The sequence below is a fragment of the Caballeronia sp. J97 genome, from assembly GCF_905220305.1.
Classification (GTDB): Bacteria; Pseudomonadota; Gammaproteobacteria; order Burkholderiales; family Burkholderiaceae; genus Caballeronia.
Genome location: NZ_CAJMZL010000009.1, coordinates 56846 through 78183, shown reverse-complemented (window position 1 = coordinate 78183; position 21338 = coordinate 56846). Strand labels below are relative to the sequence as shown.

18 protein-coding genes are annotated in these 21338 nt (G+C 63.4%); 11 read left to right on the top strand and 7 right to left on the bottom strand.

Annotation, left to right across the window (positions count from 1 at the left end; translation table 11 throughout):
• Positions 1–32: 32 nt before the first annotated feature.
• Positions 33–1199: a glycosyltransferase family 4 protein gene (locus U4Y90_RS14465; RefSeq protein WP_321795359.1), complete on the top strand. Its 1167-nt coding sequence runs from the start codon at positions 33–35 to the stop codon at positions 1197–1199.
• 45 nt (positions 1200–1244) lie between these two features.
• Here the strand turns inward: U4Y90_RS14465 and U4Y90_RS14460 are convergent, their stop codons facing one another.
• Positions 1245–2162 (bottom strand): GDP-mannose 4,6-dehydratase, encoded by a 918-nt coding sequence (locus U4Y90_RS14460; protein WP_321795357.1) that lies wholly within the window; start codon positions 2160–2162, stop codon positions 1245–1247.
• 4 nt (positions 2163–2166) lie between these two features.
• The gene (gene gmd / locus U4Y90_RS14455) at positions 2167–3210 is read right to left on the bottom strand and encodes a GDP-mannose 4,6-dehydratase (RefSeq protein ID WP_321795355.1); all 1044 of its coding nucleotides are present in this window, start codon (positions 3208–3210) and stop codon (positions 2167–2169) included.
• A gap of 240 nt (positions 3211–3450) precedes the next feature.
• Between gmd and U4Y90_RS14450 the strand changes: the two genes are divergently transcribed.
• From U4Y90_RS14450 to U4Y90_RS14440, 3 genes are read left to right on the top strand one after another with little or no spacing between them, the layout of a single operon-like run.
• Positions 3451–5622, top strand: a complete 2172-nt coding sequence (locus U4Y90_RS14450; RefSeq protein ID WP_321795536.1) for a hypothetical protein — start codon at positions 3451–3453, stop codon at positions 5620–5622.
• A gap of 17 nt (positions 5623–5639) precedes the next feature.
• Positions 5640–7139: an oligosaccharide flippase family protein gene (locus U4Y90_RS14445; RefSeq protein ID WP_321795534.1), complete on the top strand. Its 1500-nt coding sequence runs from the start codon at positions 5640–5642 to the stop codon at positions 7137–7139.
• Complete coding sequence (locus U4Y90_RS14440; RefSeq protein WP_321795353.1) at positions 7136–9607, top strand: glycosyltransferase family 4 protein; 2472 nt, start codon at positions 7136–7138, stop codon at positions 9605–9607. Before U4Y90_RS14445 ends, U4Y90_RS14440 begins: the two co-directional genes overlap by 4 nt.
• Positions 9608–9619: 12 nt before the next feature.
• Here U4Y90_RS14440 and U4Y90_RS14435 read toward each other — a convergent pair whose 3' ends face one another.
• The gene (locus tag U4Y90_RS14435) at positions 9620–10753 is read right to left on the bottom strand and encodes an acyltransferase (RefSeq protein ID WP_321795351.1); all 1134 of its coding nucleotides are present in this window, start codon (positions 10751–10753) and stop codon (positions 9620–9622) included.
• A 152-nt stretch (positions 10754–10905) separates the two neighbouring features.
• Between U4Y90_RS14435 and U4Y90_RS14430 the strand changes: the two genes are divergently transcribed.
• The 3 genes from U4Y90_RS14430 (at position 10906) to U4Y90_RS14420 (ending at position 13186) form a co-directional block, all read left to right on the top strand.
• Entirely contained in the window at positions 10906–11058 is a 153-nt protein-coding gene (locus U4Y90_RS14430) for a hypothetical protein (protein WP_321795350.1), read from the top strand.
• A gap of 66 nt (positions 11059–11124) precedes the next feature.
• On the top strand, positions 11125–12057 hold the full coding sequence (gene galU, locus U4Y90_RS14425) for a UTP--glucose-1-phosphate uridylyltransferase GalU (protein ID WP_321795349.1): 933 nt from the start codon (positions 11125–11127) through the stop codon (positions 12055–12057).
• Positions 12058–12124: 67 nt separating this feature from the next.
• Entirely contained in the window at positions 12125–13186 is a 1062-nt protein-coding gene (locus U4Y90_RS14420; protein ID WP_321795347.1) for a phytoene/squalene synthase family protein, read from the top strand.
• On the opposite strand, the gene U4Y90_RS14415 is transcribed toward U4Y90_RS14420, so the two are convergent.
• Positions 13164–14015 (bottom strand): LysR substrate-binding domain-containing protein, encoded by an 852-nt coding sequence (locus U4Y90_RS14415; RefSeq protein ID WP_321795345.1) that lies wholly within the window; start codon positions 14013–14015, stop codon positions 13164–13166. The genes U4Y90_RS14420 and U4Y90_RS14415 overlap by 23 nt on opposite strands.
• Positions 14016–14119: 104 nt before the next feature.
• On the opposite strand from U4Y90_RS14415, the gene U4Y90_RS14410 reads away from it, so the two are divergent.
• The gene (locus U4Y90_RS14410) at positions 14120–14989 is read left to right on the top strand and encodes an alpha/beta hydrolase (protein ID WP_321795343.1); all 870 of its coding nucleotides are present in this window, start codon (positions 14120–14122) and stop codon (positions 14987–14989) included.
• A gap of 15 nt (positions 14990–15004) precedes the next feature.
• Here the strand turns inward: U4Y90_RS14410 and U4Y90_RS14405 are convergent, their stop codons facing one another.
• Complete coding sequence (locus U4Y90_RS14405) at positions 15005–16657, bottom strand: D-alanyl-D-alanine carboxypeptidase/D-alanyl-D-alanine-endopeptidase (RefSeq protein ID WP_321795341.1); 1653 nt, start codon at positions 16655–16657, stop codon at positions 15005–15007.
• A gap of 306 nt (positions 16658–16963) precedes the next feature.
• Here U4Y90_RS14405 and U4Y90_RS14400 point away from each other — a divergent pair, with 306 nt between their 5' ends.
• Both U4Y90_RS14400 and U4Y90_RS14395 read left to right on the top strand, forming a co-directional pair.
• Positions 16964–17374: a hypothetical protein gene (locus U4Y90_RS14400; RefSeq protein ID WP_321795339.1), complete on the top strand. Its 411-nt coding sequence runs from the start codon at positions 16964–16966 to the stop codon at positions 17372–17374.
• A 168-nt stretch (positions 17375–17542) separates the two neighbouring features.
• Positions 17543–18445 (top strand): fructose bisphosphate aldolase, encoded by a 903-nt coding sequence (locus tag U4Y90_RS14395; RefSeq protein WP_415749346.1) that lies wholly within the window; start codon positions 17543–17545, stop codon positions 18443–18445.
• 4 nt (positions 18446–18449) lie between these two features.
• On the opposite strand, the gene U4Y90_RS14390 is transcribed toward U4Y90_RS14395, so the two are convergent.
• Positions 18450–19688, bottom strand: a complete 1239-nt coding sequence (locus U4Y90_RS14390; RefSeq protein WP_321795336.1) for an NAD(P)/FAD-dependent oxidoreductase — start codon at positions 19686–19688, stop codon at positions 18450–18452.
• Positions 19689–19947: 259 nt separating this feature from the next.
• On the opposite strand from U4Y90_RS14390, the gene U4Y90_RS14385 reads away from it, so the two are divergent.
• Positions 19948–20265, top strand: a complete 318-nt coding sequence (locus tag U4Y90_RS14385; protein ID WP_321795334.1) for a DUF4148 domain-containing protein — start codon at positions 19948–19950, stop codon at positions 20263–20265.
• A 71-nt stretch (positions 20266–20336) separates the two neighbouring features.
• On the opposite strand, the gene U4Y90_RS14380 is transcribed toward U4Y90_RS14385, so the two are convergent.
• Positions 20337–21278 carry a LysR family transcriptional regulator gene (locus tag U4Y90_RS14380; RefSeq protein ID WP_321795333.1) on the bottom strand — a complete coding sequence of 314 codons (942 nt, stop codon included), beginning with the start codon at positions 21276–21278 and terminating at the stop codon, positions 20337–20339.
• Between the last annotated feature and the right edge of the window lie 60 nt (positions 21279–21338).

Below are 21338 nucleotides of genomic sequence, written 5' to 3'. Positions count from 1 at the left end.
TATATGATCAACATCGAACAGGGCCTACGCTTATGAGCACGCAATCCATCAAATCGCTGCAAATCGGAATGCATTGGTTTCCCGAGCGGGCGGGCGGACTCGATCGCATGTATTACACGCTCGTCGGCGCGCTGCCGGAGGCCGGCGTCGAAGTGCGCGGGGTGGTCGCGGGATCGCCGCGCGTGGCGCTCGATACCGGCGGCGCGATACGCGGCTTCGGGCCCGCGGCGCAATCGTTGCCGCGTCGATTGATGAATGCGCGCAGCGCTTTGCGCGACACCTTGCGCGACGAGCGGCCCGATGTCGTGTCGTCGCATTTCGCGCTCTACACGTTTCCGGGACTCGATGTCACGCGCGGCATCGCGCAGGTATCGCATTTTCAGGGGCCCTGGGCGGACGAGAGTCATGTCGAAGGAACGGATTCGCTCGGGCAGCGCGCGAAGCTGATGCTCGAGCGGCGCGTTTATGCGCGCTCTTCACGCCTGATCGTGCTGTCGGAAGCATTCGGGCAGATTCTGAACGCGCGCTACGGCGTGCCGCAAGAGCGCATTCGCGTCGTGCCGGGCTGCGTCGATGTCGCGCAGTTCGATTTGAAGATGACGCGCTCCGATGCGCGCAGGCGGCTGCAATTGCCTCTGGGCAGGCCGATCGTGCTCGCGGTGCGCCGGCTCGTGCGACGCATGGGGCTGGAATCGCTCATCGATGCAATCGAGGTGGTCAGGCAGAAGGTGCCGGATGTGTTGCTGCTCATCGCGGGCAAGGGGCGTCTCGCCGATGAATTGCAGGCCCGTATCGATGCGGCGGGACTCGACGGCCATGTCCGTCTGCTCGGCTTCGTGCCGGACGAGCAGCTTGCGTCGCTCTATCGCGCGGCGGATGTGAGTATCGTCCCGACCGTCGCGCTGGAAGGCTTCGGCCTGATCACGGTGGAATCGCTGGCGTCCGGAACGCCGGTGCTGGTGACGCCCGTGGGGGGATTGCCCGAGGCGGTGCGAGGGCTTTCGAAAGATCTGGTGCTGGAGTCGACCGGCGCCGATGCAATCGCCGATGGTCTGATCGCCACGTTCGACGGGACGCTCGCGTTGCCCGATGAGGCGGCCTGCAAGCGCTATGCATGGGATAACTTCGATCGTTCGGTGATCGCGCGGCGCGTGGCTGCGGTCTATGAGGAGGCGATCGCGGCCGGGCCGGCGCATTGAGTCGATGTCACGGTGCGTTCGCAGATGGAGCGCACCGTGAGTTTTTCAGGCCGCGACGCGAGCGCTCATGTCCTCGTACATCCACGCCAGCGTCTCGACGATCGGCGTGTACGGCACGGTCCCGATAACCTGCCGCAACTTGCGATTCGACCCGACGAGCCGCGCGATCTCATTGCGCCGCATGAACTTCGGATCGACGAATACATCGATCTCATAGCCCGCGATTTCCGCGAGCATCTGCAACATCTGCCCGAGCGAATGGCTATGCCCGGAGCAGATGTTGAACGTTTCGCCGGCCGGGGCTGCTTCGAGCAATCGGGCATAAACAGCGACGACGTCCCGAACATCCGAGAAATCGCGGCTCACGTTGAGATTGCCGAGCGATATGCGCGCTTCGCGACGCGCATGATGCCCGACGATCTTCGGCAAGACATACTCCTCGCTTTGACCGACGCCGGTGTAGTTGAACGGCCGCACGAAAATCAGCGGCAAGCGGTCGAGCCATAAGCGCGATGCGTGCTCCATCGCGAGCTTGCTCACCGCATAGTCGTTCGCAGGCTGAATCGACACGCTCTCGTCGATGCTCTCGACCGACGCATTGCCATATACGTTGGCGGTGCTGGCGAGCAGCACCGCGCGCGGCTTCTTTTCGAGCGCCGCGAGCGCCGAAAGAAGATTTCGCGTCCCGACGATATTCACGAGATACGTCTTGCCCGGCGCGTTGCCGGTGACATGCGCCGCGCCGGCGAGATGCACGACGACCTCCGGACGCGCATCGGTCACGAACGATTTGAGCGCATCGGCGTCGAGCAGATCGACCGGAACGCCGACGGCGTTGGCGACATCGTCGTCGGGAGAAGGGGTCGTCGTGCCCCACACGTCATAGCCCGCGTTGGTCAGTTCCGCCGCCATGTGACGGCCCGTGAAGCCCGAAAGGCCGGTGATGAGTGCGCGTCGTGCCATGGGCTTAGAACGTCGGCTGCAGTTCGTTGCGCTTCAGATCGGCTTCGACCATCATCTGGCAAAGCGCTTCGAGCGTGGTCGTCGGCGTCCAGCCGAGTTTCTCGCGCGCTTTCTGCGCACTGCCGATCAGCAGGTCGACCTCCGCCGGCCGATAGAACTTCGGGTTCACGCGCACCAGCGTGCGCCCCGTCGCCACGTCGATGCCGCGTTCGCGCTCGCCCTTGCCGGCCCATTCGAGCTGATAGCCCGCCGCACTGAACGCCATGCGCACGAAATCGCGCACGGTCTCGGTGCGGTTCGTCGCGAGCACGTAGGTGTCCGGTTCGCTCGCCTGCAACATGCGCCACATGCCTTCGACATATTCCGCCGCAAAGCCCCAGTCACGCTTCGCATCGAGATTGCCGAGCTCGAGCAGTTCTTCCTTGCCGAGGCGGATCTTCGCGACGGTGTCGGTGATCTTGCGCGTGACGAACTCGCGTCCGCGCAACGGCGATTCGTGATTGAACAGAATGCCGCTGCATCCGAAGATGTTGTACGACTCGCGGTAGTTGATCGTCGTCCAGTGCGCGAAGAGCTTGGCGACGCCATAAGGACTGCGCGGATAAAACGGCGTTTCCTCGCTTTGCGGAATCGCCTGCACCTTGCCGAACATTTCAGACGTCGATGCCTGGTAATAGCGGATCGTCGGATCGATCACGCGAATCGCTTCCAGAAGATTGAGCGCGCCCAGACCGGTGACGCCCGCCGTCGTCGAAGGCTGATCGAACGATACGCCGACGAAACTTTGCGCCGCGAGGTTATACAGCTCGCCCGCTTCGGCGGTTTCGAGCAGGCGAAGATTGGAGCCGAGATCGGTCAGATCGTGCTCGACGAGCCTGAGTTTCGGATGACGATCGATGCCCAGTTCTTCGATGCGCCAGAAGTTCACCGAACTCGTGCGCCGATAAGTGCCGATCACTTCATAACCTTTGTCGAGCAGCAGCTTGGCGAGATATGCGCCGTCCTGCCCCGATACGCCTGTGATGATCGCTTTGAGCTGCGTGGCCATGTCCTGTACCTCGTCCGTGATGTCGTGAGCCGATTCTAGGGAAAAGAAAACGGAAAAATATCCGCGCGAGCGATGTTCAGACGACGCTCGTTTTTAGCGGGAACGCGCCTCGAAACGCCGTCATTAATTTCCGTTTTTTTAGCTTTATTTGGCCCCTAACCTCGATAGCGTCGGAACGTGGCTTCGGAGGAATACTTGCGGCGCATCGTGTCTTTGAGATCGGCTTGCACGGGCTTATGCATCGCGCTATCGCTGGTCGCGGCGAATGCGCGAGCGACGCCGGCGCGCGTGCTCGATGCGAAGTCGTCGTGGATCGGCAATACCTCCGGCTTCGGCGATGGCGCCTGGACGCAGATCAACATCACCGCGATCGCCGTCGCACCCGATGGGCGCGTGTTCACGAACTCGCCGTGGGACGAAAGCGGCGCGGAAGCGAGCGTCTATCGCGACGGCAAGATGCTCGGCTTCGCGGGCGGCACGCATGGCTGGGGCGCATCCGGCGGCAACGCGGTCGCGGTGAATTCGCGTTATGTGTTCGTCGCGGTCGGTGTGGGCAACGAGAAAGGGCGGCTCGTCAAGGAAGGCATCTGGCCGCCTTCGGGACGGCACTGGATCGGGGTATCGCGGCGTGATATCGGCGATGTGAAGCAGCCGATGCCGTTCGACGGCGGCATTGCGAGCAAAGTGCTCGCAAGCGACAAGGACCCGCGCGCCACGTTCGCGCGCAGCTTTCTAACCGTCAACGACACGGCCGGCGACGAGAAGCAGGATATCGGCGGACTGGCCGCGAACGATGCATCGTTATATGTCGCCAACACCGCGCAGGATCGCATCGAGCGCTACGACGCGCGATCGATGGAGAAGAAGGCGCAATGGAGCGCGCCGCGGCCGGGGCGCATCGCGCTCGCGCCGGATGGCTCGTTGTGGGCGATCGTCGATAGCATCGGCGATCATCCGCGCATCGCGCATTTCAGCGCGTTTGGAGAGCCCTTGAGCGATGCACCGCGTTTGCAGGCGGACAGCATCGCCGCCGATATCGCGCTGGACCGGCAGGGGCGCTTGCTGGTCGCGGATAACGGACCGCGACAACAAGTGCTCTTCTTCACGAAGCAAGGCAGCGCCTATCGCGAGTCGGGCGCATTGGGCGAGCGCGGCGGCATCTTCGCCGGCATCGCGGGCAAGCCCGGACCCGGGCGCTTCAACGGATTGACGGGCGTCGGCGTCGACGCGGCGGGCAACGTGTATGTATCGACCAACGGCATCGGCGTGCGTGACGGACCGATCGGCGCGGGCCTCGGCGCGACGCTCGAAAGTTATGCACCCGGCGGCGCGCTGCGCTGGCAAATGCAAGGGCTGCTTTTCGTCGATGGCGCCTGGATCGATCCGGGCAGACCCGATAGCGTCTACACCGGCAACAAGCGTTTCGAACTGGATTTTTCGAAGCCTTCGGGACAGGAATGGACATATGCGGGCTTTCTGTCGGGCCGCTTCAGGTATCCGGACGACCCGGTCTTTCACGTCGATCAATGGCCGGGTCTGCCTATCGCGCGCAGGCTCGAAGGCCGCACGTTTCTGTATCTGACGGACATGTACGCCGATCACCTGAAGATCTATCGCTTCGACGAAAAGCGCGACGGCGAGCTGGCGATTCCATCGGGCTTCATCGCGGGGCGGCCGCGTCCGGTGCAGAACGTCCCGAACCGGCCCGAAGGCGGCGAATGGATCTGGCGCGATCTCGACGGCGACGGCCGGTTCGATGCAAAGGAGTTTCGGCGCAATCCGGGCACGGCGCGTATCACGGGCGGCTGGGGATGGTGGGTCGATTCGACGGGCGACATCTGGCGCACGAGCGACGCCAAGGGCATTTATCGCCTGCGCTACGGCGGCCTCGACAAGCAGGGCAATCCTGTCTACGACTTCTCGAACATGCAGACCTATGCGATGCCCGCGCCCTTCGCCGAGTTGCGTCGCGCGATCTACGACGCGGCATCGGACACGATGTACGTGACGGGCTATACGCCGGACGAGCCTTTCGACCGGCGCTACTGGAAAGAGGTCGGGCGTCGACTGGTGCGCTACGACCATTGGTCGAACGATCCGCGCGCGCGCTATTCGATCGCGCTTCCGTGGGACACGCAAGCCAGGCCGCTTTCCACGGTGATCGGCGTGACGGTCGAAGGGCAATACGTGTTCGCGGTCGAACCCGTCGGCGACGTGCACGTGTACGACAAGGACTCCGGCAAGGAAGTCGGTGTGATCCGGCCGGGGCCGGAAGTGGGCCGCGCGTCGGGATGGGTGGACGTGCCCAACGGCGTGAGCGCGCATCGGCGCGGCAATGGCGAATACCTCGTGTTCGTCGAAGAAGATGCGCGCGGCAAGGTGATGATGTACCGATGGACACCGCAGCGCTGAACGCGCGAGGAACGACGATGGAAAAGAGCATGGTCAGGAACGTGGCGATCAACTTCACCGGTTTGATCCTGCCGACGTTCGTATCGCTCGCGACGGTGCCCGCGTATATCCGGCTCGTGGGTGTGGAGCGTTACGGCGTGATCAGTCTCGTGTGGACGCTTATCGGCTATTTCAGCATTCTCGATCTCGGCATGAGCATGGCCGCGCAGCACCGGATCGCGAAAGCACACGCGGCGGGCGACGCCGATCAGCGCATACGCGTGTTCTGGAGCGCCGTGTGGCTCAACTTCGCGACCGGCGTGATCGGTGGACTTGCCATTTACTTCGGCGCAATTCTCTACACGGCCTATGTGGCGGACTCCGCGCCCGCGTTGCAGCGTGAGGTCTATCGCGCGTTGCCGTGGCTCGCGCTCGCGATTCCCGTCGCGAACGTCTCATGGGTCTTCGCCGGGGCGATCAACGCAATGGAGCGCTTCGGCGTCTACAACGCGAATCAGACCTTCGGCACGTTTCTCTTTCAATTGCTGCCGCTGGGCGCGGCATGGCTCATCGCGCCGAATCTGCAAACGGTCATCGCGGCCGCGGTCATCGCGCGTCTGATCGCGGCGCTGCTGCTCGCGCGAGCGAGCTTCAGGCTGCTCGGCGTTCGCCGCATCGACTGGCCGAAGCGCGACGTAGCGGGCGGGCTGTTTCGCTTCGGCGGATGGATGCTCGTCTCATCGATCACGACGATGCTCACCGATTCGCTCGATCGCGTGCTGCTCGGCGCGCATCTCGGCGCACGCTTCGTCACGTATTACACGGTGCCGCAGAACCTCGTGACGCGCTTGAACATGCTGCCCAACGCGATGGTGCGCACGCTGTTTCCACGTCTCTCCGCTATCGATCGCAGCGATGCGAACGGCATGGCCGCGACTTCGCTCGAATTTCTGAACGGCGTCTTCACGCCGCTCGCGCTCTTCGCGATGCTCGTGCTCGAACCGTTCCTGCATGTGTGGATCGGGTCGGACCTTGCGGTTGCGAGCGCGCCCGTCGGGCGCATTCTCGTGATCGCGGTGTGGCTCGTCGGACAGGCTAGCGTCACGCGCATTTTGATCCAGTCGCAGATCGATCCGGCGACGGCGGCGCGTGCGGGGCTTTTCCAGTTGCCGTTCTTCGTCGCGTTGCTGTGGGTCGGCATCGAGCGCTTCGGGCTCGTGGGCGCGGCGGGCGTGGTCGCGCTGCGCGCGCTCGTCGACTATGCGGTGCTGCTGTGGATGTCTCGTGTGCGCGCGCGGCCGATCGCGCTCGACATGCTCGCGCATCTCACGTTTCTGATCGCGGGTCTCGCACTCGGCTACGCGATCGACGGCATGAATCATCCGATCCAGGCATTCGGTGCGGCGCTCTTGCTCGCGCTCGGCAACGCGGCATGGTCCGTGTCGACGCGGCCCGCCTTGCGCGCGCTGGCTTCGGCCTTGATGCGCAAGCTCATCGGACGCATCCATTCACCTCTGAAGACGCGGAGTGACGCATGAAAATGGAATTCGAAGACGCGTTCATCGGACGCCCCAAAACCCGTCACTTCCTGCACGACGATGCGCCGGCGAGCGTGCCCGAATCGAACCGCGAGCGCGATATCACGATACATGGCGGTGTGCCGCGCGTTGCGATCGTGCATGATTGGCTCGTCACCTATGCGGGCGCGGAGCGCGTGCTGGAGCAAATCATCGCGTGCTTTCCGGATGCGGATATCTTCAGCGTCGTCGATTTCCTGGAAGATCGCTCGTTCCTGCATGGCAAGCGCGCAACGACATCGTTCATTCAGAAGCTGCCATTCGCGAAGAAGCGCTATCGCGCGTATCTGCCGTTGATGCCGCTCGCGATCGAGCAACTCGATCTGTCCGGCTACGATCTCGTGATCTCCAGCAGCCATGCGGTCGCGAAAGGCGTGCTCACCGGTCCGGATCAGATTCACGTGAGCTACGTGCATTCGCCGATACGCTATGCATGGGACCTGCAGCATCAATATCTTCAGCAATCGAATCTCACGGCGGGCATGAAGTCGCTCTTCGCGCGGCTGATTCTGCACTACATGCGCAACTGGGATATCCGCACGTCGAATTCGGTGAATCATTTCATCGCCAATTCGGAGTTCATTTCGCGGCGCATTCACAAGGTCTATCGGCGTTCCTCGAAGGTGATCTGTCCGCCGGTCGATGTTGCATCGTTTGCGCTGTGCGCGGTGAAGGAAGATTTTTATCTGACCGCGTCGCGCATGGTGCCGTACAAGAAGATCGATCTGATCGTCGACGCATTCGCGCGCATGCCCGAGCGCAAGCTCGTCGTCATTGGCGATGGTCCGGATATGGAGAAGATCGGCGCGCGCGCGACGCCGAATGTCGAGATCATGGGTTATCAGCCATTTTCCGTGCTGCATGACAGAATGCGGCGGGCGAAGGCGTTCGTGTTCGCGGCGGAGGAAGACTTCGGCATATCGGTGGTCGAAGCGCAGGCGTGCGGCACGCCCGTGATCGCGTTCGGAAAGGGCGGCGCGCTGGAAACGGTGCGCGACGTATCGAGTCCGCAACCGACTGGCATGTTCTTTCCGACGCAAACGCCCGAAGCGATCATCGAAGCGGTCGATGCATTCGAAAGCGGCGCGTTCGCATTCGATCCGTTCGATTGCCGCAGCAACGCCGAGCGCTTCTCCAACGTGCGCTTTCGGGAGGAACTGCTGGAACATGTCGCGCGCATCGCGCCGCAGTTCGTGTTGCCGGCATCGTCGAACGAGGAACAAGCGCCTGCGATCATCCACGACGAATCGCGAGACGATCTGCGCGTGCTGGCGGTCGATCAGAGCGGCGCGCTCGGCGGCGCGGAACTGTCGATGCTCGAAGTGGTGAAGAACATGCGCGGCGACGTGCAGACCGTGCTCTTCGACGATGGCCCGTTTCGCATCGCGCTCGAAGCGGTCGGCGTAAAGGTCGATGTGCTCGACGGCAAGTCGCTCGGCGATCTGCGCAAGGACGGCAAGGCGCGGCCCGGCGCGGGCATGATACGCGGCGCGCTGAGGCTCTTGCGCGGCACGCTGCAAAAATCGCGCGATGCCGATGTCATCTACGTGAACACGCAACGCGCGATGGTGATCGGCGCCATCGCGGGTCTCATTTCGCGCAGGCCCGTCGTATGGCATTTGCGCGATATCGTCAGCGAAGATCATTTCGGCCGCGCGCAGCTTGCGATCATCAAGTGGTGCACGAAGCTGATGCTGGAACATGTGATCGCCAATTCGACGGCATCGGCGGCGGCGGTGACCGCGCTCACGCGCTTGCGCGAAGAACGGCTCGATGTGGTGTTCAACGGCATTTCGGCGGAGCCGTTCATGAAGCTGGAATCGGCCGGGCAGCATGAATTGCGCGCGCGCTTCGGCTTGCCCCAGGACGCGTTTCTCGTCGGATGCTTCAGCCGGCTCGCGCGTTGGAAGGGACAACATGTGCTGCTCGAAGCGCTGCGCGAGTGCCCGGACATGCACGCGGTATTCGTCGGCGCGGCGCTTTTCGGCGAGCACGAATACGAAGCCGAGTTGCGCGCATGCGTGCTGGAGCACGGGCTTGCGGATCGCGTGCATTTCCTCGGCTTTCAGGACGATATCGCTGCTTGCATGAAGGCCGTCGATATCGTCACCCATACGTCGATCATGCCGGAGCCGTTCGGCCGCGTGATCATCGAAGGCATGCTGTCCAGGCGGCCCGTCGTCGCGACACGCGCGGGCGGCGTGATGGATATCGTCGACGACGGCGAGAACGGATTGCTCTGCGCGCCGGGCGATGCCGCCGAACTCGCGCGCATTCTGGAGCGTCTGAAGAGCAACGCGCCGCTGCGTGAGCGGCTCGTCGAGCAGGGCTATGTCAACGCGACGAGCCGCTTCGGGACACAGCAGTATGTGCAGAGCGTGGAGAAGATCCTCAACGATGTGGCGAAGAAGGCACGCCGACGCAAATGAACACTCGGGCGCTCAGCGTCGCGAGCGCTTGAGCGACGTGGACCAGTTCATTGCCGGCCGTTCGACCAGCCAGTAGAAAGCGAAGGCGGCCGCGACGGCGAACGCGGTAAAGGCGAAGGAAACCCAGATATCCGTCTGCAACACGGAGCGAAAGAAGAACGAGCCGAGCAGCACGAAGATCGGCAGATGCACGACATAGAGCGAGAAGCTGAATTCGCCGATCCATGACACGCCGCGCACGGCGAAGTTGGTGTGCATGGGCTTGTCGAGTGCCGCGAAGAGATAGATCGCGAACGCGATCGCCCAAAGCTGGAATGCGGCATATTGCGCGAGGCTGAACGCGGCGCATCCGGCGAGCGCGACCGCCGCCGCGACGAGACCCATGCGCGCGGGCGCGCGAACGCCGAGCACTTTCGCTTCGGCGATCCATGCGCCCAACGTCCAGGCGAACCAGTATGACGTGAACACGACGATCTGATGCCGCTCGAAAATCAGTGCGGACGCGATGTTCGCGAGCGCCACGAAGATCAGTACGCCACGCATTCCGATACGCCGCCGCAACGCGATCAAGAGCGGATACACGAGATAGAACTGCACTTCGATGGAAAGCGTCCAGAGCGCGCCATTGGAGCCGAACGTCTTTCCGGCAACGCCCTGAAGTGAAAGCAGATTGACGATGAACGCGTGCAGATCGAACGGGTTGATCTTGCGGCTGACGGGTACGAATGTCTCGCTCCACGAGTCGAGCGCGAGGGTCAACAGCAAGGCCGCCAGAAGCACCGGATAGATGCGCGCAAATCGACGCAACAGAAAATTCAGGCTATCGAGCGGCGCGCAAGGATCGGCGACGAGCTTGCGCGCCATCGCACGGTGAATGCAATAGCCGCTGATGATGAAGAATATCGGCACGCCCGCCGATCCCCACGCGACAGGAAACGTCAGATAGCTGATGACGGTATTCGCGTCGATTGCAGGCGACATGCGATGAAACTGCTGCATGCCGATCCACGTCACCTGACGGCAATGAAAGTACGCAACGAGCAACGCGGCGATGCCTCGCCAGGCGTTGATCGCGACATCTTTGTCATCGGAAACGGCACTGGATTCACGCGCGGCGGATGCCGCGAAAACGGAAGAATCGCTCATCGGAGGCTCAGGCCCGCAAGAAAGGATGAGGCCATCTTAGAGCACGCATTTTCATGCGCCTAACTAAAAAATTCGCTTCCTTATCGCCGATTATTTATCGATTTTTTTCTGATACGTTTGATTCCCATCCAAACGCCGAATGGAGATCGATCATGGATATGCATGCAATCGCCGGCGTGGCCGTGCTGCTGGTTCTCGTGGCCGCCTCGGCATATCGCGATGCCTTGCGCAACGACCCGTTGAGCCCGTTGCGCAGGCGCGGTTCGAATCGCATGGCCGCGCCTCAGATGGAAGAGGCGGAATAACGATAAGCGATAAGACCGGTTTGCGGGGACATTTCAATTACCAGTTTCGATCTGGAGGAAGCAGTCATGCTCAAGGTGACCAAGGCGGTGTTTCCAGTCGCGGGTCTCGGCACACGCTTTTTACCGGCGACCAAGGCGAGCCCGAAGGAAATGCTGCCGGTGGTCGACAAGCCGCTCATTCAATATGCGGTGGAGGAGGCCATCGCGGCGGGCATGACGGAGATGATCTTCGTCACGGGCCGCGGCAAGCGCGCGATCGAAGATCACTTCGACAAATCGTACGAGCTCGAAGCGGAACTCGAAGCGCGCAACAAGGCAGCGCTGCTCGATGCCGTGCGCAGCATCAAGCCGGCGAACGTCGATTGCTTTTATGTGCGTCAGCCCGAAGCGCTCGGGCTCGGTCACGCGGTGCTGTGCGCGGAACGTCTCGTGAATGGCGAGCCGTTCGCCGTGATTCTCGCCGACGACCTGCTGCACGGCGAGCAACCGGTGATGAAGCAACTCGTCGAAGTATTCGATCATTACCACAGCTCGGTGATCGGCGTGGAGCGCATCGCGCGTGAGGCGAGCGCATCGTATGGCGTGATCGAAGGGCGCGAGTGGGAGGAGGATGTCATCAAGATGTCGGGCATCGTCGAGAAGCCGCAGCCCGCGCTCGCGCCCTCGAATCTCGGCGTCGTCGGGCGCTATGTGCTGATGCCGAGCATCTTCGAGCACTTGCGCAATACAAGGGCGAACGTCGGCGGCGAGATCCAGTTGACCGATGCGATCGGCTCGCTGCTCGCGGTCGAACAGGTGCTCGCCTATCGCTATTACGGCACGCGTTTCGACTGCGGCAGCAAGCTGGGCTATCTCAAGGCGACGGTGCAGTTCGCGCTGCAGCATCCGGAAGTGCGCGAGGACTTCGAGGAATACCTGCGCGCGGAAGTCCGGGCGCTCATGCCGGACTTGATCGGCGCGGACAAGGCGCGGGCGGAGCCGTTGTCGAATGTAATCTGACGCGGACGGATACAATGCGGCGGCGCGCGATCATCGCGCTTCCGGCCGAAGCTATCCGATCCAAGTCATGAACAATTCGCCCCGGGCCTTTCTGTTGGGTCCGCTTCTCAAGAGCGTGTCGCGGTCGTTTTATCTCACGCTGCGCATTTTGCCGACGGGCATGCGCGATCCCATCGGGCTCGCGTATCTGCTCGCGCGCGCCGCCGATACGATCGCCGATACGTCGCTGATCTCGCCGCAGCGTCGTCTCGACCTGCTGCTTGCGCTGCGCGCGCAAGTCAATGGCGCGCCCGATGACGGCGCGCTCGCGCGCATCGCGGGCGAGGTCGCGGGTCAGCAGGCGCAGCCGGACGAACGCTCGTTGCTCGAATCGCTGGGTGCGGCGCTCGCCATCCTGCCGCAATTGGGCGCGCAGGATCAGGCCGCCGTCCGCGACATCGTCACGACGCTCAGCACCGGCATGGAGTTCGATCTGCGCACGTTTCCCGACGAGACATCGGGCGAGATCGTCGCGTTGCGGGCGTTCAGCGAGCTGGATCGCTACACGTATCTCGTCGCGGGCTGCGTCGGCGAATTCTGGACGAAGATGACCTACGCGCACATGCCCGGCACGCTGAAGGCCGCGCCGGATACGATGCTCGCGCTCGGCGTGCGCTTCGGCAAGGCGCTGCAAATGACGAACGTGCTGCGCGACTGCGCGAAGGATCTGCGCATCGGCCGATGCTATCTGCCCGACACGCTGCTCGCGCGTGATGGCCTCACGCCGAGGGATCTGCTGCGGCCCGAAACGTCGGCGCGCGCGCGGCCCGTGCTGTGCGAATTGCTGCGCACCTCGCTCGGGCTGTTCCAGGACGCGGTCGATTACACGCTCGCGATTCCGCCAAGCGCGATCCGTCTGCGTCTCGCCTGTCTGTGGCCGATCATGATCGGGCTGGATACGCTCGTGCTGCTCGCACGCAACGACGCGTGGCTCGATCCGCACAACATCTCGAAGGTCCGCCGCAACGACGTGTATCGCATCATGGCGGCATCGTTGCCGATGGTCGCATCGAACGGCCTGCTGCGCGCGTGGACCGCACGCCGCATGCGGGCGATCGAAGCCGGCATCAGCGCCGCAACTCGGCCATGATGCGTTCGGCCAGAAAGTCGCATGGCGGCCGTTTCGATGCCGCGCTGCGCGCCAGCACGACTTCGAGCGTGCCGATATCGGGCAGGCCTTGTGCCGGACCGAGCAGCGTGAAATGCGACGGCACCGCGCACTTCGCGAGCGGCGTCACGGCGAGGCCGGCTTCGGCCATCGTCAAAAGTCCGAGCAGGCTCGGGCTCTCATACGACGTGCGATAGCCGATGCGCGCGCGCTCCAGGCTGCGGATCGCGTTCTCGCGCGCCACGCTGCCCGGCAGGAACACGGCGATCGGCAAGGGCCGCTCCTTCCAGATTTCGGTGTCGCCGGGCGCGGCCGCCCAGACCATCGGCTCGTGGCGCAGGAATTCGCCTGACAGCCCCTTCACGCGCGTCGCGCACACGAGATCGACCGTGCCGTCCTTCACCATCGGCGCGAGCGCGAGACTCGGCAGGCCGACCACCTGAATCTCGACCTTCGGATACGTCGCCGAGAACTTCTTGAGGATCGGCGGGAAAAGCGACGACGCGTAATCGTCCGGCACGCCGATCACCACGCGCCCGGTCACGTCGGGCCGCACGACCGCCGCCCACGCCTCGTCACGCAGCGCGATCATGCGGCGCGCGTAGGTGAGCAGCACCTCGCCGTCCTGCGTCGGCACGACGCTGCGCGGCTTGCGCACGAACAGCGCCTTGCCGAGCGCGGTTTCCAGCGTCTTGATCTGCATGCTGACCGCCGATTGCGAGCGATGCACGAGCTCCGCCGCGCGGCTGATGTTGCCGGTGTCCGCGACGGCGATGATCATCGAGAGAACGTCCAGATCCAGCGCTTTCATGGTGAACGACCGTTTGCTATCAGAAAATCTGAACGATTCTATCAAAATTATGCGTTTTTCTTTTGCTTCGGCGCGGCGCATAGTCGCATCCAAGGAGCTTACTCATGAACGCGCGAACCGATCTCTCCGTTCTCACCGCTGTGCAGGGCCTGCCGGAACCGTCGTTCGCGACGACGGCCTCGGGCATTTCCGTGCCGTATATCGAGTGCGGCGAGGGCGAGCCGCTCGTTCTCGTGCATGGCTCGCTGTGCGATTACCGCTACTGGGACGCGCAGATTCTCCCGCTCGCGAAGCACTTCCGGGTGATCGCGCCGAGCCTCTCGCATTACTGGCCCGCCGTCGATGCCTTCGTGCAGGGCGAGTTCGGCTGGGAAGCGCACGTGGCCGAGATGGCCGAGTTCATCGCATCGCTCGATCTCGCGCCGGTGCATCTGGTCGGGCATTCGCGCGGCGGCTGCGTCGCGTTTCATCTGGCGCGCGAGTATCCGCGGCTCGTGAAGACGCTCACGCTCGCCGATCCGGGCGGCCCGCTGCAAACCACGTCGCAGGCCGTGCACGCCACGCTGCCCCCGGCGACCAACGCGCTGCGCGCGCGCGTGGCCGAACTGATCGAGCAGGGCGAATTCGATCGCGGCCTCGAAATGTTCGTCGATTCGGTGAGCATGCCGGGCTTCTGGAAAAAGAGCACGGAGAGCTTCCGGCGCATGGCGCTCGACAACGCGCTCACGCTGCCCAAGCAGTTCCGCGATCCTTTGCCCGCGTACACGCACGAAGCGGCGCGCGACATCAAGTGCCGCACGCTGCTGATCGATGGCGAGAAAAGCCCGCGCATGTTCCGCAACAACGTCGAGAAGCTCGAAGAGTGGATCGGCTTCGCCGAGCGTCAGACGATCGCGCGGGCATCGCACGGCATGAACGTCGCCAGTCCCGGCGCGTTCAATCGCGCGGTGCTGGCGTTCGCCGGCGCATGGTGAATCGACGACAGCGGCTTACTGCAGCTTCCAGATGTTCGCCGCGATCGTGCCCTCGTCGTTGAAGACGTTGAGGATGTCGGGCACGTCGGTGATCGGCACGTTGTTGACGATCAGCGCGAACGCGAGCCTGCGCCCGCTCTTCGCGTCGATATAGCCCGCGAGCGCCTGTCCCTTGAGCGTCGTCTGCACTTGGCCGTTCGCCAGCTCGGTGCCGGTCGCGTACGTGCCCGTTTTCGCGTAGACCTTGCCTTTCGCGCCCGCGAGCGTCGGGTCGCTTTCGAAGGCGGTCGTGCTCGCGAGGGAGCCGTCGACGCCGAGGAAGGGCATCGAATCCAGATATGCGGGGAACGCGGGGCGTCCGTTCATCGCGCGCAACATCGCGATGACCGCGACCGGCGTCGCCGTCGTTTCGCCGCCGCCGCTGCCGTCGATGAAATGCGTCTGGCCCATCGGCACGTTGAAGGGCGCGCTCGAGAGCTTCGCGTTCTCGGCGGCGAGCGCCGCGTCGAGCGTGGTCGATCCGTTGTTCGCGACGCCGAAGAGCATGAGGCTCGTGTCCGCGCCGATGTTGTAGCTGACCTTCAGGATCCACTTCGAATATTCGCTGAGCGTCTGCGACGTGAGCTGCGCGACGCGCGTGTCGGCGGAGTAGGCGTTTTTCGCGGGCAGCAGTTGGACCGGATTGCTCTCGACCGCCGATGCCGTGACGGTCACGCCCGCGCGCGCGAGCGCCTCGATGAGCACGGTGCGCGCATAGTTCTGCGGCTGCGTGATGCGAAACGTGCGGATCACCGGGAAGCTGGGCACGATCGGCGGCACGTAATCGGCCGGAATCGATCCGCCCAGCGCGCCGATGCACGGCAGCGTGCCGAAGCAGGTCGGGTCCGCGGGCGTCACCGTGATGTTCGCCGCCGTGCCCGCCGCGGCCGTCATCAGACTGGACTGCACGGTGAACGCCGCCGACTTCGGGCGGTAATCCACCGGCGTCGCGGAGCCTGTGCTGCCTTGCGCGATGATCGTGTCGACGACATCGTCGTTCACGAAGATCGACCGCAAGGTGAATTCGCCGCGGAAGTCGAAAGGATCGAAGAGACGGTCGTCGATCACGACTTCGCCGTTGATCTTCTTGATGCCGGATGCCGCCACTTGCGCCGCGAGCGAATCGTAGCCCGCGAGCGGATCGGGCGCGGTGAGCTGCGCATTGCCGAGACTGTTCGCCTCGTTGTGGTCGAAGTTGGTCCAGGCGAGCGTGCCGTCGGCATTCGTGCGGCCGCCCATCGAGAGATCGCCGCTCGCGACGAGCACGAGATTGCCGTTGAGCGTGCCGCCCGCGTCCACCGTGCCCATGCGATAGACCGGCGTCTGGAACTGATGCTGCGCGCCGTATTGATCGAGCGTTGCGCCGAGCGAAAACACCTTGCGCACCGATGCGACATAGACCTGCGCATTCGAATTCATGTCGTAGATCAGATCGCCCGAATTCAGATCGACGACGCGCAACGCCCACGTCGAGCCCTGATACATGGGCTTCTTCATGATCTGGGTAATGGCGTCGGGGACGGACGTATCGCTGGAATCCGAGCCGCCGCACGCGGCGACGGAGGCGGCGAGCGCGCACGAGAGCGCCAGAGCGGCAACGCGTGCCGGACTTCCTGAAAGCGGGTTCATGACTGGCTCCGATAAAGGCACATCGCGCTCCGCATGGAGCGAACATCCAATACGTCGGGACAGCTTCACTGCGCAGACAGGCGATGTCGGCGGCCGCCGCCGCATGGCCGGGGCGAGCGGGTGAGTGAATTAAATACCTTACACGGGGCTTGTCAAGCGAGGGCTATCGCGAATCCGATGCTTTAGGCAAGCGCTTTTTGCTCGATTTCGCGAATGCTTTTCGTCTGCTTGTTGTGACGCGACAACGGAAAAACGTTTGGCGCGGGCTAACATCTTCAGCACCTCATCGCGAAGAAGAGGACATTTGTGAGCACGGGCCACGACGATCTCGCTGCATGGAAACGCCAGCGCACCCTCGAGCTGGCGTTCGAGCTGGCCGATAGCGGCCGCTACGAAGATTTCACCGACATCGCCTATGCGCTGCAATTCGAGCGCGGCATGACGACCGCGCAGGCGCTGATCGACGACCCCGACATGCGCCGCGTGCTCAATCAGCGTTGCGCCGATGCGCGCGAAAAGCGCCTTACCGTTTCCGAGCCTGAAGCAAGCAATACCGGCGTTTCGCCCATCGGCGAAGCCGTCGCGGAAACATCGAACGATCATGCGCAAATGCCCCAAGCCGGCGACTTCGAACGCGCGCCGTCCCTGTTGCGCCGCGCGATCTCCATAGTCTGGCGGTCCGGCAGCGCGGGCGATCTCAATTCCGCCGCTTCCTGAAGATTTCCTGTAGCGGGCCGTGCGTCAGCGCACGACATAAGCCCATTTGCGCGCAAATGGCGGATTTGCACGACTTGAGCGCCCGTCAAAACCATTACACTTGCAGAAGCTGAACCATAAGCCCGGACTGTGCACGCACAAGTCCGGTGTTTGAACTTCGAGGAGGAAATGTTCGTGGCTAACGAAAAGATGCTCGCGCAAATGGCTGAGAAGGATGGTTTCATCGCTGCTCTGGATCAGAGCGGCGGATCGACGCCGGGCGCGCTGCGCCAATACGGAATTCCGGACGACGCCTATAACGGCGACGCCGAAATGTTCAAGCTGATGCATGAGATGCGCGTGCGCATCATCACGGCGCCTTCGTTCACGGGCAAGAAGGTCATCGGCGCGATTCTGTTCGAGCGCACGATGGACGGCGAAGCGGAAGGCAAGCCGGTCCCGACCTTCCTGTGGGAAGATCGCGGCGTCGTGCCGTTCCTGAAGGTCGACAAGGGCCTCGAAGCCGAAGCCGACGGCGTCCAGATCATGAAGCCGAATCCCGGCCTCGACGATCTGCTCGCGCGCGCGGCGAAGCTCGGCATCTTCGGCACGAAGATGCGCTCGGTGATCCATCAGGCCGACGAGAAGGGCATCGCAGCCGTCGCGAAGCAGCAGTTCGAAGTGGGCGCGCAGATCATCGGGCACGGTCTCGTGCCGATTCTCGAACCCGAAGTCTCGATCAAGAGCCCGGACAAGAAAGGCGCGGAAAAGATTCTGCGCGACGAATTGCTGAAAGGCCTCGATGCGCTGCCGGAATCGAGCCAGGTGATGATCAAGCTGACCATTCCCGACGAAGCGGATTTCTATCGTCCGCTGATCGAGCATCCGCGTGTCGTGCGTGTCGTCGCGCTCTCGGGCGGCTATACGCGCAGCGACGCGTGCAAGAAGCTCGCGCTCAACCACGGCATGATCGCGAGCTTCTCGCGCGCGCTCATCAACGAGCTGAAGAAGGACATGAGCGACAGCGAGTTCGACAAGACCCTCGAACAGTCGATCGACGAGATCTACGAAGCCTCGGTGAAGAAGGCCTGATTGATCATTGCTTGTCCGCGCGTTCGGTAGGCGGCGGCGTTTGCACGACGGGCGCCGCCGCCCGAAAGATATCCTCGCGCGCGCCGCTTTTCGGCGGATAGATGCGTTCGCCGTTGATCGTGCGCTTCGTCGCCTTCGCCGTCTCGCCTTCCGAGACGAGCTTCCTGTCCCATCCTTCCGTATATACCGCGCCCCACGGCCCGAGATCGCAGATGGTCGTGTACCAGTCGATCGATAGCGGCAGCATCTCCAGTCCGAACAGATCGCAGGCGGCGTTGTTGCCCGCGTAACGTCCCATCGGCCGGCCATGCTGGCAGGACATCACCGATGGCCGCGTGCCGTCGATCAGAATGCGCGCGCAATCGCCCGCCGCGAACACGCCCGGCACGCCTTCCGCGCGCAGGAACGCATCCACGGGCACGCGCCCGAGCGGATCGAGCGTCACCGGCAACTGCGCCGCGAGCGCGTTCGCATGCATGCCGCCGCACCAGACGACCGTCGCCGCCTCGATGCGCTCGCTCGCGCGACCGTCGTTCAGCGTGACGCTCTGGCCGTCGAGCGATTCGAGCGATACGCCCGGCCGCATTTCGACTTCGAGCGTCTGCAATGCGCCTTCGATCACATGCTGCGCGCCGCCCATCGATTGCGCGATCTTCGGCGAGCGATCCGCCAGCACGACCCGCACCTTGCCCCGGTCGCCTTCCGCGACGATCTCGCGCAAGCGCGCGGGCAGTTCCGCCGCGAGCTCGATGCCCGTCAAGCCCGCGCCGACCACGACCGCGGTATAGCGCCCCGGCGTGTCGGGCAACGCGGGCAAGGTCAACAGATGCGCCTGCAGTTTGCACGCGCCCGCGTAGGTATCGACATCGAATGAGAAGCGCGCGAGACCCGGAATCGGCGGGCGCACGAGCACGCTGCCCGCCGCGAGAATCAGGCGGTCGTAATCGAGCGTTTCGGACGCGCCTTCGTGTTCGATCGTCACGTGGCGATTCGCGCTGTCGATACCGGTCGCCTTCGCCTGAATGAGGCGCACGCCCGCAGGCCCGAGCACGGTGTCGAGTTGCACGAGCGTGGGGTCGAGCGGTTGCTCGTAGTTGCGCACCCGCACGCTGTGAAAGGGCACCGGATTGACGATCGCGACTTCGGCTTCTCCGGTGCGATTGAGTTCGTCCAGCTTGCGCGCCGCCGACAGCGCGCTCCACAGACCGGCGAAGCCCGCGCCGATCACAAGGATCCGTTTCAAGGTCAGTCCCCTGAATAAACGATCGTTCGTGCGATGAGGCGCCCGCAGCGGCCTCTCTCGTTCTTGGTTATAGGCGATCCATGCGGCGTTAGTTCAGATCGCGCGCGGACGGATTAGTCAGGTTTTCGCCAAAAGTGATTTCGCCGTTTAAGTATTTACCCTAGAGAGGGCGATACCTAAACTCTCTCCAACGGTCGCAAACGAGCAAACACAGCAACGTGAGCGGCAACTCGAAAACTTCTGTACGGAGGAAAGCATCATGAACAAGTTCATCGGTATTGCAGCGGTCGCTCTTGCTTTTGCCGCTCCGGTCGCATCGTTCGCGCAATCGAATCAGCCGTTGACGCGCGCCGAAGTCCGTCAGCAAATCGTGCAACTGGAAAAGGCCGGTTATAACCCGGGCGTGATCAGCGACTCGAAATACCCCGCCGACATTCAAGCCGCCGAAGCGCGCGTGGCAGCGCAAAACGGCCGGGCGCAAAGCGATTTCGGCGGCGCGTCCGAAGGTTCGGCGCAATCCGGCGCTCGCGTCAATGCAATTCAAGCCGACGTGTTCCCGACCTTCGCGCATCACTAAGCAACACGGCGTTCAACGAAGCGCGCCCGCGCGGAAGCGGGTGCGCTTTTTTTGTTTTTGAACGTATCGATTTAAAGCGGAAACCCGCCCGCGAAGGTCTCGCGCAAATATCCGATGAAAAGCGCGACCGCGCGCGGCACATGCGGCGCATAAGGCCGCACGACGAAAAGCTGATCGGCGAACGCGCCGACCGGCCGCCAGTCCGGCAGCAGCACGACGAGCTTGCCCGCCTGCACGGCGGCCTGCGCCGTGAAATCCGGCAATAGCGCGATGCCGAGATCGTCGAGCGCCGCGTCGCGCAGCACTTCGCTGTTGTTGGCCGCGAACGGCCCGTTCACCGCGAGCGTATAGGGTCCGGCCGAGCTCTTGCGTCCGCCCTTGCGCTGGAACGACCAGATGCTCGACGCCTGCGGACGGGGATAAACGAGGCAATCGTGCGTGGCGAGATCATTGGGCGTCACGGGCGTGCCGCGCCGCTTCAGATAAGCGCGCGTCGCGACGATCACCGAATGCGTATCGCACAGCTTCCACGCGACGTGCGTATCCGGCACCTGCGCGCTGTGCCGCAACGCAAGATCGAAGCCTTCGGTCGCGATCGAGCTCAATTTGTCCGACGCTTCGAGCTGCACGCGCACTTCGGGATGCGCATGCAGAAATCCCGACATGCGCGGCACGAGTTGCTGCCGCGAAAAGGCCATCGGCGCGGTCACGCGGATCAGGCCGCGCGCGACGCCCGCCGTCTCCTTCACGCTCAGGAAGCTCGATGCGATGTGCTGGTACTGCTCGCGCGTATTGTCGACGAGCCTGCGGCCCGCTTCGGTGAACCGCACGCTGCGCGTCGTGCGCGTGACGAGCGGCACGCCCGCCGCGCGCTCCAGTTCGGCGATGCGCTGGCTCATCGCCGCTTTCGACACGTTCAGCCGCGCGGCCGCCGCCGTGTAGCTGCCTTGTTCCGCGAGCACGGTGAGCCAGTGCAAATGGGTCCAGAGACCTTCGATCTTTTGCTCGTCCATCTGCTGATTGTTTGCCGATATAAACAATGAGTTCAATCATAGCGTCTTTGCAGGGGGCGC